This window comes from Cupriavidus taiwanensis, from assembly GCF_900250075.1.
Classification (GTDB): domain Bacteria; phylum Pseudomonadota; class Gammaproteobacteria; order Burkholderiales; family Burkholderiaceae; genus Cupriavidus; species Cupriavidus taiwanensis_C.
In genome coordinates, this window is record NZ_LT977071.1 from 1,398,841 (window position 1) to 1,411,728 (window position 12,888).

Annotated in this window: 5 protein-coding genes; all 5 read left to right on the forward strand. The window is 70.6% G+C overall.

The features are described 5' to 3' along the window. Positions 1-17: 17 nt before the first annotated feature. The 5 genes from treS (at position 18) to CBM2588_RS22705 (ending at position 12,794) form a co-directional block, all read left to right on the forward strand. Positions 18-3,371 carry a maltose alpha-D-glucosyltransferase gene (gene treS / locus CBM2588_RS22685; protein WP_115682593.1) on the forward strand — a complete coding sequence of 1,118 codons (3,354 nt, stop codon included), beginning with the start codon at positions 18-20 and terminating at the stop codon, positions 3,369-3,371. Beyond that, complete coding sequence (gene glgB / locus CBM2588_RS22690; protein ID WP_115682594.1) at positions 3,368-5,677, forward strand: 1,4-alpha-glucan branching protein GlgB; 2,310 nt, start codon at positions 3,368-3,370, stop codon at positions 5,675-5,677. Before treS ends, glgB begins: the two co-directional genes overlap by 4 nt. Continuing rightward, positions 5,674-7,869, forward strand: a complete 2,196-nt coding sequence (gene glgX / locus CBM2588_RS22695) for a glycogen debranching protein GlgX (protein ID WP_115682595.1) — start codon at positions 5,674-5,676, stop codon at positions 7,867-7,869. The genes glgB and glgX overlap by 4 nt, the downstream gene beginning before the upstream one ends. Then, positions 7,866-10,130, forward strand: a complete 2,265-nt coding sequence (gene malQ, locus CBM2588_RS22700; RefSeq protein ID WP_115682596.1) for a 4-alpha-glucanotransferase — start codon at positions 7,866-7,868, stop codon at positions 10,128-10,130. The genes glgX and malQ overlap by 4 nt, the downstream gene beginning before the upstream one ends. Before the next feature lie 120 nt (positions 10,131-10,250). Continuing rightward, the gene (locus CBM2588_RS22705; protein WP_115682597.1) at positions 10,251-12,794 is read left to right on the forward strand and encodes a glycogen/starch/alpha-glucan phosphorylase; all 2,544 of its coding nucleotides are present in this window, start codon (positions 10,251-10,253) and stop codon (positions 12,792-12,794) included. The last annotated feature ends 94 nt before the right edge of the window (positions 12,795-12,888 follow it).

Below are 12,888 nucleotides of genomic sequence, written 5' to 3' on the forward strand. Positions count from 1 at the left end.
CATACGTGGAGACACGGATGAAACGCCTTACCGAAACCGCCAGCGCCGCCCTGCTCAACGCCGACCCCCTCTGGTACAAGGATGCCGTCATCTACCAGCTGCACATCAAGTCCTTCTTCGACGCCAATGGCGATGGCGTGGGCGACTTCGCCGGGCTGCTCGGCAAGCTGGACTACCTGGTCAACCTGGGCGTCGACACGGTATGGCTGCTGCCGTTCTATCCGTCGCCGCGCCGCGACGACGGCTACGATATCGCCGACTACCGCAACGTCCACCCCGACTACGGCACGCTGGCCGATGCGCGGCGCTTTATCGCCGCGGCGCACGCGCGCGGCCTGCGCGTGATCACCGAGCTGGTGATCAACCATACCTCGGACCAGCATCCGTGGTTCCAGCGTGCGCGCAAGGCCAAGCCCGGCTCGGCGGCGCGCCGCTACTACGTGTGGTCGGACCATGACCAGGCCTACGCCGGCACGCGCATCATCTTCTGCGATACCGAAAAATCCAACTGGAGCTGGGATCCGGTGGCGGGCGCGTATTTCTGGCACCGCTTCTACTCGCACCAGCCGGACCTGAACTTCGACAATCCGCAGGTGCTCAACGAAGTGCTGTCGGTGATGCGCTTCTGGCTCGACATGGGGGTCGACGGCCTGCGCCTGGACGCGGTGCCCTACCTGGTCGAGCGCGAAGGCACCAGCAACGAGAACCTGCCCGAGACCCACGCCGTCATCCGCAGCATCCGCTCGCACCTGGACCAGCACTTCCCCGGCCGCATGCTGCTGGCCGAAGCCAACATGTGGCCGGAGGACGCGCAGCAGTACTTCGGCCTGACCGGACCCGACCCGGAGGGCGACGAATGCCACATGGCGTTCCACTTCCCGCTGATGCCGCGCATGTACATGGCCATCGCGCGCGAGGACCGCTTCCCGATCACGGACATCATGCGCCAGACGCCGGAGGTGCCGCCCAACTGCCAGTGGGCGATCTTCCTGCGCAACCATGACGAGCTGACGCTGGAGATGGTGACCAGCAGCGAGCGCGACTACCTGTGGGAGGTCTACGCCACCGACCGGCGCGCGCGCATCAACCTGGGCATCCGGCGCCGGCTGGCGCCGCTGATGGAACGCGACCGCCGCCGCATCGAGCTGATGAACAGCCTGCTGTTCTCGATGCCGGGCACGCCGGTGATCTACTACGGCGACGAGATCGGCATGGGCGACAACATCCACCTGGGCGACCGCGACGGCGTGCGCACGCCGATGCAGTGGTCGCCCGACCGCAACGGCGGCTTCTCGCATGCCGATCCCGAGCGCCTGGTGCTGCCGCCGCTACAGGGTCCGCTGTACGGCTACGAGGCGGTCAATGTCGAAGCCCAGGCGCGCGATCCGCATTCGCTGCTGAACTGGATGCGGCGCATGCTGGCGCTGCGGCGCAAGCACCGCGCCTTCGGCCGCGGCACGCTGCGCTTCCTGTTTCCCGGCAACCGCAAGATCCTGGCGTACCTGCGCGAGTTCGAGGGCGAGCACATCCTGTGCGTGGCCAACCTGTCGCGCGCGCCGCAGGCGGTGGAGCTCGACCTGTCCGCGTTCAACGGCCGCGTGCCGGTGGAGATGATGGGCGCGACGCCGTTCCCGGCGATCGGCACGCTGACCTACCTGCTGACGCTGCCGCCCTATGGCTTTTACTGGTTCGTGCTCAGCGACGAGGCGCAGCCGCCGTCGTGGCACGTGGAGGCGCCCGAACAAATGCCAGACCAGATCACCCTTGTGATGCAGAACACGGGCCGGCCCGAGCTGACCGAGGCCTCGCGCCGGCTGATGGCGAACGAGGTGCTGCCGCACTACATCGGCCGGCGCCGCTGGTTCGGCGCCAAGCATGAGCGCATCGAGCGCGTCGCGCTGGCCTACCTGCTGCCGTTTGCGCGCGGCAGCGGCGGCGAGGATATCTACCTGGGCGAGGTCGAGGTGAGCCTGCCCGGGCGCACCGAGCGCTACCAGTTGCCGGTGGGCATCCTGTGGGACCGCGAAAGCGCCGACGGGGTCTCGCAGCTGGCCCACGGGCTGTCGATGGCGCGCGTGCGCCAGGGCAGCCGCGTCGGGCTGGCCACCGACGGCTTCGTGGTCGAGCCGTTCGCGCGGGAGGTGGTGCGCGCCCTGCGCAACGGCCTGCAGGTGCACGCCGGGCACGACCTGATCCAGTTCCGCGCCGAGCCCGGGCTGGCCGCGCTGGAACTGGAGCGCGACCCGATCGAGTACATGTCGGCCGAGCAGTCCAACAGCTCGCTGTCGTACAACAACACCGCCGTGCTCAAGCTGGTGCGCCGGCTCTCGGGCGGCATCCACCCGGAAGCAGAGATGACGCGCTACCTGACCGCGCAGGGCTATGCGCATGCCGCGGCGCTGCTCGGCGAGGTGGTGCGCACCGGGCCGGACGGCGTGCCGCACACGATGATGCTGCTGCAGGGCTATATCCTGAACCAGGGCAACGGCTGGGACTGGACCCTCGATTACCTGGGCCGCGCCATCGACGATGCACTGCCGTCGCAGGACAGCGAGGACGAGTTCGCCGAGGCCATGAACGGCTACGCCGCGCTGGCCGGCACGCTGGGGCGCCGGCTGGCCGAACTGCACGCGGTGCTGGCGCGACCCACCGACGACGACGCCTTCGCGCCGCTGCCCGCCACCGACGATGATGCGCGCGCCTGGGCCGGACAGGCGATGGAGGCGTTGCAGCGCGCCCTGACCCGCCTTCAGGCGCGGCCCGCCGCCGAGGCCGCAAGCCCGGCCTTCGAGGCCGATGTGCAAACCCTGATGGCGGCGCGCGATGCGCTGCCCGGCCTGGTCGAGCAGCTCGCCACCGCGGCGCCCGGCAGCCTGCAGACCCGCATCCACGGCGACTTCCACCTGGGGCAGGTGCTGATCGCGCAGAACGACACCTACCTGGTGGACTTCGAAGGCGAGCCGGGCCTGCCGCTGGACTGGCGCCGGCGCAAGACCTCGCCGCTGCGCGACGTGGCGGGACTGCTGCGCTCGCTCGACTATGCCGCGGCCACGGTCGGTACCGACCGCAGCGAACGCACCCACAGCGAACTGCCGCCGCAGCTGGCGGAACGGCGCGCGGTGCTGCTGGAGCGCTTTCGCACCACCGCCAACGAGGCCTTCCTGAACTGCTACCGCCAGCACATGGAAGGCGCGCCCGTGCCATGGGTGGCGCCCGACCAGCTGCAGCCCCTGCTCGACCTGTTCCTGCTGGAACGCGCGGCGTATGAAGTCGAATACGAAGCCGCCAACCGGGTCGCATGGATCGACCTGCCGGCCAGCGGGCTGGCGCGCATGCTGCGCAAGCTGGCGCCGCAGGGAGACCAGCCATGAGCCCCCCCGCCAGCACCGGCGGCACTGGCGCCACCACGAGCGCCGGCAAGCAGGCGGGGCAGCTGCCCGGCCATGAACTCGATGCCCTGCTGGGCGGCCGCCATCCCGATCCGTTCGGCGTGCTGGGACCGCATCCGGATGGCGACGGCACCCTGGTGCGCGCCTGCCTGCCCGGGGCGGCGTCCGTGCAGCTGGCCGATGCCGGCGGCGCGCCGCTGGCGGAAATGGAGCGGCTGCATGGCGGCGGCGTGTTCGCCGCCCGGCTGCCGGGCGGCACCGGCAGCGGCAACGGCGCCGCGGCTTACCGCCTGCGCGTGCAATGGTCCGACGGCACTGAGCAGTGCAGCGCCGACCCCTACGCCTTCGGCCTGCTGCTGGGCGAACTGGACCTGCACCTGATCGCCGAGGGCCGGCACTTCGAGCTGGGCGCCTGCCTGGGCGCGCAATGCCAGCGCGTCGACGGCATCGACGGCGTGCGCTTCGCGGTGTGGGCGCCCAATGCGCGGCGGGTCTCGGTGATCGCCGACTTCAACGGCTGGCACCCGGCGCGGCATCCGATGCGGCTGCGCCATCCCAGCGGCATCTGGGAGCTGTTCGTCCCCGCCGCGCTGGGGGCGCAGCCAGGCAGCCGCTACAAGTACGACCTGCTCGACCCGCATGGCACCGAGCTGCCCGACAAGGCCGACCCGCTGGCGCTGGCCGCCGAGCCGCCGCCCGCCACCGCGTCGGTCGTGACCGGTCCCGGCCAGGGCGCGCCGCCGTTCACCTGGCACGATGACGACTGGATGGCGCGCCGCCGGGAACGCGACCCGTACCGCACGCCGATGTCGGTCTACGAGGTCCACGTGCTGTCGTGGCTGCGCGCGGCCAACGACGCGCAGCACGGCTGGAACATCCTCGCCGACCGGCTGGTGCCCTACGTGCAGGAGCTGGGCTTCACCCATATCGAGCTGCTGCCCATCACCGAGCACCCGTTCGGCGGCTCGTGGGGCTACCAGCCGCTGTCGCTGTACGCGCCCACCGCGCGGCTGGGACCGCCGCAGGCCTTTGCCGCCTTTATCGACCGCTGCCACCAGGCCGGCATCGGCGTGATCCTGGACTGGGTGCCGGCGCACTTCCCCACCGATCCGCACGGGCTGGCGCAGTTCGACGGCACCGCGCTGTACGAGCACCAGGACCCGCGCGAAGGCTTCCACCAGGACTGGAACACGCTGATCTACAACCTGGGCCGCAACGAAGTGCGCGGCTTCCTGCTGGCCGGCGCGCTGCACTGGCTCGAGCACTTCCACGCCGACGGCCTGCGCGTCGACGCGGTGGCCTCCATGCTTTACCGGGACTACAGCCGCGAGCCCGGCCAGTGGGTGCCGAACCGTTTCGGCGGCCGCGAGAACCTTGAGGCGGTGGACTTCCTGCGCGAACTCAACGCGGTGGTCCATGAACGCTGCCCGGGCGCGCTGACCATCGCCGAAGAGTCCACCGCGTGGCCCGGCGTGACCGCCAGCGTGGCCAGCGGCGGACTCGGCTTCGACTTCAAATGGAATATGGGCTGGATGCACGACACCCTGCACTACCTGGCTCATGAGCCGATCCACCGCGCCTGGCACCACCAGAACATGACCTTCGGCCTGGTCTATGCCTGGTCCGAAGCCTTCGTGCTGCCGCTGTCGCACGATGAGGTGGTGCACGGCAAAGGCTCGATGATCGGCAAGGTGCCGGGCGACGAGTGGCAGCGCTTTGCCGGCCTGCGCGCCTATTACGGCTTCATGTGGGCGCATCCCGGCAAGAAGCTGCTGTTCATGGGCGGCGAGCTGGCGCAGTGGCAGGAATGGAACCACGACGCCGAACTCGACTGGCCGCTGCTGGACCAGCCCCTGCACCGCGGCATGCACACGCTGGTGCGCGACCTGAACCGGCTCTATCGCGAACTGCCCGCGCTGCACGCGCTTGACCACAGTCCCGAAGGCTTCCAGTGGGTGGTCGGCGACGACAACCACAACAGCGTGTTCGCATGGCTGCGCCGCGCGGGAGCGGACAGTCGCGAAGTGGTGCTGGCGGTGGTCAACATGACGCCGGTGCCGCGCCAGGGCTACCGTGTCGGCGTGCCCTGTGCCGGCACGTGGCGGGAATGCCTGAATACCGATGCCGCGATCTATGGCGGCAGCAACGTCGGCAACGGCGGCGCCGTGATGGCCATCGACGTGCCTTCGCACGGGCAGCCGGCTTCGCTGGCGCTGACGCTGCCGCCGCTGGCCACGCTGGTGCTGCGCTTCGACCAGGGTGACGGCAGCGAAGGCGCCGCGACATGACGCGCCAGTTCGCCGACCGGCTGCTGCCCGGCAAGCCGTTTCCGCTGGGGGCCCACTGGGACGGGCTGGGAGTCAATTTCGCGGTGTTCTCGGCGCACGCCTGGCGCATCGACCTGTGCCTGTTCTCCGACAACGGCCGCAAGGAACTGGCCCGGCTGCCGTTGCCGGAATGCACCGACGAGATCTGGCATGGCTACCTGCCCAACGCGGCGCTGGGCACGCTGTACGGCTATCGCGCGCACGGCCCTTACGATCCCGCCCACGGGCACCGCTTCAACCCGCACAAGCTGCTGCTGGACCCGTATGCGCGCCAGCTGAGCGGCCCGGTGCGCTGGTCCGACGCGCTGTTCGGCTACCGGCTGCAGAGCGCGCGCGGCGACCTCACGCCGGACCGCCGCGACAGCGCGCCGACCATGCCCAAGGCGGTGGTGGTGGACGAGAGCTTCCACTGGGGCGACGACCGGCCGCCGGCGGTGCCCTGGCCAGCCACCGTGATCTACGAGGCCCACCTGCGCGGCCTGTCGATGCTGCGCGACGACCTGCTGCCCAACCTGCGCGGCACCTTCGCCGCGCTGTGCGATCCGCGCTTTGTCGACCACCTGGTGCAGCTGGGCGTGACCACCATCGAACTGCTGCCGGTGCATGCCATCCTGCAGGACCGCTTCCTGCTGGAGCGCGGCCTGCGCAACTACTGGGGCTACAACACGCTGTCGTACTTCGCCCCCGAGCCGGCCTACCTCGGCACCGGGCAACTGCAGGAATGCAAGGTGGCGATGCGGCGCCTGCATGCCGCCGGCATCGAAGTGATCCTGGACGTGGTCTACAACCACACCTGCGAAGGCAACGAGCTGGGGCCGACGGTGTCCTGGCGCGGACTCGACAACGCCAGCTACTACCGGCTGATGCCCGGTGACGAGCGCCACTACATCAACGACACCGGCTGCGGCAACACGCTCAACCTGTCGCACCCGCGCGTGCTGCAGATGGTGCTGGATTCGCTGCGCTACTGGGTGCATTGCTATCACGTCGACGGCTTTCGCTTCGACCTGGGCAGCACGCTCGGGCGCGAAGGCAACGGCTTCGACGCGGGCTCCGGCTTCTTCGACGCGCTGATGCAGGATCCGGTGCTGAGCCGGGTCAAGCTGATCTCCGAGCCCTGGGACCTGGGCCCGGGCGGCTATCAGCTGGGCAACCATCCGCCCGGCTTTGCCGAGTGGAACGACAAGTTCCGCGACGTCAGCCGCCGCTTCTGGCGCGGCGACGCCGGGCACCGCGGCGAGATGGCGGCGCGGCTGGCGGCCTCGGCCGACCTGTTCGACCGCCGCCGCCGGCGCCCGTGGGCCAGCATCAACTTCATCACCGCGCACGATGGCTTCACCCTGGCCGACCTGGTCAGCTACAGCGCCAAGCACAACGAGGCCAACGGCGAAGACAACCGCGACGGCACCGACGACAACGCCAGCGCCAACTGGAGCCCGGACGGCAGCGTCGAAGGGCCCACCGACGACCCCGACATCCTGCAGCGCCGCAGCCGCGTGGCGCAGGCGCTGATGGCCACGCTGCTGCTGGCGCAAGGCACGCCGATGCTGACCGCCGGCGACGAATGGGGCCGCAGCCAGGGCGGCAACAACAACGCCTACTGCCAGGACAACGAGCTGTCGTGGCTGGACTGGAAGCAGGCCCAGGCACCCGGCGCGCAGCCGATGCAGCAGATGGTGCGCCGGCTGCTGGCGCTGCGGCGCAGGCTCCATGCGCTGAGCGGCGACCGCTTTGCCCACGGGCGCGAGGAACCGGCGCCGGGCATTGCCGACATCGCCTGGTTCGACACCGACGGCAAGCCGCCGACGCCCGAGGAATGGGCCGATCCGGAGATCCGCACGCTGGCGCTGCGGCGCGCCGCCGCCCCGCCGCAGCCGGAACGCCCGATGCTGGCTTCGCTGGCGCAGGCCGCGCCAGGCGATGCGCGCGCGGTGCAGGTAACCCTGCTGCTGCTCAACGCCGGCGACAGCGATGCCACCTTCCAGCTGCCCGAGCCCGTGCTGCCGTGGGCCGTGCTGTTCGACAGCAGCCGGCCCGACGCTAGCGACGCCGAGCTGGCTGGCGCGCAGGTGAACGCGTCCCAGGCGGTCGCCGCCCACTCGCTGGTGCTGCTGGCCGCGCAGGCCCCCACGCCACCGGAGGACCACGCATGAGCCGCGCTGGCGCGCCCTCGCCGCTGCAGGCGCTGGCGCTGCGCGCCGGACTGCAGCCGCACTGGACCGATGCCTGGGACCAGCCGCGCGAGGTCGGCGACGCGGCCTTGCGGCGCGTGCTGGAAGGACTGGGCCTGCCGTGCGGCAGCCCCGGCCAGTGCGCCGCCTCGCATGCGTGGCTGGCCGCCGACGACGCGGCGCATGCGCTGCCGCCGCTGCTGACTGCGGAGCGCGGCCAGCCGGTCGCGGTGCCGTGGCCGCATACCGTGCCGCAGCGGGCCTACCGGGTGACGCTGGAAGACGGCGCGATCATCGCCGGCACCGCGGTGCGCGGCGCGGGTGCCGACGCCACGCTGATGCAATTGCCCGCCATCGACGTCTGCGGCTACCACCGGCTGGACCTCGGCGATGCCCATGCCACGCTGGCGGTGGCGCCGCGGCGCTGCTACGGCGTCGCCGACGCGCTGCGGCATGCCGGCCGGGCCAAGGAGAGCAACGGCGAAGGCGCGCGCACGCCACCATGGGGCCTGGCGGTGCAGCTCTACAGCCTGCGCCGCGGCGCGCCGTGCGGCATGGGAGACCTGACCGCGCTGGCCGAAGGCTGCGCCAGCGCCGCGCGCGCCGGCGCGGACGCCATCGCCATCAACCCGCTGCATGCGCCCTTCGCCGCGCTGCCCGAGCGCTACAGCCCGTATGCGCCGTCCAGCCGGCTGTTCCTGAACCCGCTCTATGCCGACCCGGCCACGGTGTTCGGCCAGGCCGCGGTGGACGCCGCCATCGCCGGACTGGGCGCGGGCGACACGCTGCAGGCGCTCGACGCCCGCGGCGAGATCGACTGGATCGCGCTGGCGCCGCTGCGCTACGCCATCCTGCGCTGGCTTTGGCAGCGGCGCGAGACCCTGCTGCCGCGGGCGGCGCTGGACAGCTATGCCGCCTTCCGCGCGCGCGGCGGCACCGCGCTGCATGCACATGCCTGCTATGAGGCAATCCAGGCCTGCCGGCTCGGCGACAGCGCCAACGGCAACCACCAGCAGGCCGCGCCGGACTGGCGCTGCTGGCCGGTCACGCTGCGCTCCCCGGCCGCTGCAGCGGTGGCCGCCTTCGCGCAGGCTAACGCAGACGAGGTGGGCTTCCACGCCTTCCTGCAATGGCTGGCCGACGATGGCCTGGCGCGGGCGCAGCGCGCGGCGCGGGACGCCGGCATGGCCATCGGCATCATCCGCGACCTTGCCGTCGGCGCCGACCCCGGCGGCAGCCAGGCCTGGACGCGACAGCCGGAAACCCTGGCCAACTTCCATGCCGGCGCGCCGCCGGACCTGTACAACCCGCTCGGGCAGGACTGGGGCGTGGCGGTGTTCTCGCCGCGCGGGCTGCGCCGGCACGGCTACGCGGCGTTCCTGGAGATGCTGCGCGCCAACCTGTCGCACGCCGGCGGACTGCGCATCGACCACGTGCTGGGCCTGGCGCGCATGTGGCTGGTGCCGGCCGGCGCGCCTGCCAGCGACGGCGCCTACCTGCGCTATCCGCTGCAGGACTTGCTGCGGCTGGTGGCGCTGGAGTCGTGGCGCCATCGCGCCATCATCATCGGCGAGAACCTCGGCACGGTGCCGCCCGAGCTGAATGCGGCGCTGTCGGCGCGCGGCGTGCTGGGCATCGACGTGCTGTGGTTCCAGCGCGAGGCGCAGGCGCAGGACATTGCGCAGGACCAGGCTCAGGACGAGGCCACCGAAGAAGCCGGCGACCCGGCCGGCCAGGAAGCGCAGCCAGCGGCCTTCCTGCCACCGCAAGACTGGCCCGCCGATGCCGTCGCCACCACCACCACGCACGACCTGCCCACCGTCGCCGGCTGGTGGGCCGGCCAGGACCTGGCGTGGCGCGACCGGCTGCAGCTGCTGGCGCCCGGCGAAACCCTGGCGCAGGCCCAGGCTGGCCGCGCGCGCGAGCGTGGAGCGCTCTGGCAGGCCTTGTGCAATGCCGGGCTATGCAGCGGCGCCGTGCCCGCGCCCGACCACGCCCCGCTGGACGCGGTGCTGGCCTGGCTGGGCACGGCGCGCACCGCGATGCGGCTGCTGCCGGTGGAAGACCTGCTCGGCCTGGCCGAGCAGCCCAACCTGCCCGGCACCACCAGCGGCCATCCCAACTGGCAGCGCCGGCTCGATACCGAGGTGCGTGCGTGGTTCGGCACCCCGGCGCTGCGCGCGCGCGCCGACGCATGGCGAGGCATCCGCCCCGGCGCACGCCATCCGCCGGAGCAGCCATGAGGGCTACACGCCCCACCGCACCCACCAGTGTGCTGTGTCCGAAACCGCCCTCCGCATCGATCGTGCAATCGCCTTTCGATCCGCTAAGCTTGACCCACCCCCACGCGCAGGAGCCCCGCCATGAACGAAGCCATCCGGCCCGAGCATGCCGATGACACCCGCACCGCACTGTCCGGCGCCAGCCTGCGCCAGGCCTTTCTCGACCACCTGTTCCATACCCAGGGCAAGCTGCCCGGCCACGCCAGCGAGAACGACCTTTACCAGGCCGCCGCGCATACCGTGCGCGACCGCCTGGTGCAGCGCTGGATCAGCACCGCCGAAGCCTACCTGGGCCAGCCCTCGCGCACGGTGGCCTACCTGTCCGCCGAATTCCTGATGGGCCCGCACCTGGGCAACAACCTGATCAACCTGGGCATCTTCGAAGAGGTCTGCGAGGCCATGGAGGAGGCCGGCCTCGACCTTGCCCGCATCCTCGACCAGGAAGTCGAGCCGGGGCTGGGCAACGGCGGCCTGGGCCGGCTGGCGGCGTGCTTCATGGATTCGCTGGCGACGATGGAGATTCCCGCGCTGGGCTACGGCATCCGCTACGAGTACGGCATCTTCCAGCAGACCATCATGGACGGCATGCAGGTCGAAAAGACCGATACCTGGCTGCGCAACGGCAACCCGTGGGAAATCCAGCGCTCGGAATGGGCGGTGCAGGTGCGCCTGGGCGGGCACACCGAGCACTACACCGACGACCGCGGCCACTACCGTGTGCGCTGGGTGCCGGCCAAGACCGTGGTCGGCGTGCCGTTCGATTCGCCGATCCTGGGCTACCGCGTCAACACCGTGAACACGCTGCGACTGTGGCGCGCGGACGCAACCGAGGCGTTCGACTTCCACACCTTCAACCGCGGCGACTACCTTGGCGCCGTCAGCAAGAAGGTGACCTCCGAGAACCTGACCAAGGTGCTCTACCCCAACGACGAAACCACGCAGGGCAAGGAACTGCGGCTCGAGCAGCAGTATTTCTTCGTTGCCTGCTCGCTGCAGGACATGCTGCGGCTGCTCGCGGTCGACGGCATCCCGGTGACGCGCTTCCACGAGAAGTTCGCGGTGCAGCTCAATGACACCCACCCCGCCGTGGGCATTGCCGAACTGATGCGGCTGCTGGTCGACGAGCACGACCTGCCCTGGAACGAGGCCTGGCACATCACCCAGAACGCCTTCGCCTACACCAACCACACGCTGCTGCCCGAGGCGCTGGAGCAGTGGCCGCTGCCGCTGTTCGGGCGGGTGCTGCCGCGCCACCTCGAGATCATCCTGGAGATCAACGCGCGCTTCCTGGACGAGGTGCGGATCCGCTTCTACGGCGACGAATCGCGGCTGGCGCGGCTGTCGCTGATCGACGAGCATGGCCAGCGGCATGTGCGCATGGCCAACCTGGCGTGCGTCGGCAGCCATGCCGTCAATGGCGTGGCCGAGCTGCACTCGCGCCTGATGCGCGAGGATGTGCTCAAGGACTTCTACGAGATGTGGCCCGAGAAGTTCACCAGCATCACCAACGGCGTGACGCCGCGGCGCTGGCTGGCGCTGTCCAACCCGCGCCTGACGCGGCTGGTATCGGACGCGATCGGCGATGGCTGGATCTCGGACCTCGAGCAGCTGCGCGCGCTGGAGCCCTATGCCGACGACGCCGGCTTCCGCGACTCGTGGCAGTCCGCGCGGCTGGCCAACAAGACCGACCTGGCGCAACTGGTGCGCGACACCACCGGCGTGGTGATCGACCCGTCGTCAATGTTCGACGTGATGGTCAAGCGCATCCACGAATACAAGCGCCAGCACCTGGCGGTGCTGCATGTGATTGCGCTGTACCACCGCATCAAGTCCGACCCGGGCGCGCAGGTCCAGCCGCGCACCTTCCTGTTCGGCGGCAAGGCCGCGCCCGGCTACGCCTATGCCAAGCTGATGATCCGCTTCATCACCTCGGTGGCCGACGTGGTCAACCGCGACCCGCAGGTGCGCGACCGGCTCAAGGTGGTGTTCCTGCCCAACTTCAACGTCACCTACGGCCAGCGCATCTACCCGGCGGCGGACCTGGCCGAGCAGATCTCGCTGGCCGGCAAGGAAGCCTCGGGCACCGGCAACATGAAGTTCGCGATGAACGGCGCGCTGAACATCGGCACCATGGACGGCGCCAATATCGAACTGCGCGAAGCGGTGGGCCATGACAACTTCTTCCCGTTCGGCCTGACCGCGCCCGAGGTCTATGCGCTGCGCGACAGCGGCTACGACCCGGCGGCGTATTACCACAGCAACCCGCAGCTGCGCGCGGTGATCGACCTGGTGCAGCAGGGCTTCTTCTCGCGCGGCGAGCCCGGCCTGTTCCGCCCGTTGTTCGAGCCGCAGCAAGGGCACGACCCCTACCTGCTGATGGCGGATTTCGCCGCCTATATCGATTGCCAGCAGCAGGTGTCGGCCGCGTATGCCGACCAGGCCCGCTGGCAGCGCATGTCGGTGCTGTCGTGCGCGCGCTCGGGGCGCTTTTCGTCGGACCGGGCCATCCGCGAATACTGCGAGCGCGTCTGGCATGTCGGGCCGGTGCCGGTGCGGCTGCTGCACCGCGCCAGCGGCGCGCCCTGGCAGGTGGAAGCGGGCGCGAGCGGGCCGCGCGCGGCCTGAGGCGCGCAACAGTTGCCTGCGCCGATGGCATGTGCGAAGGCGCAGGGTAGTTTCTACAACGCCACAGGTAACAAAGCCCGCGCCGCGCTGCGCC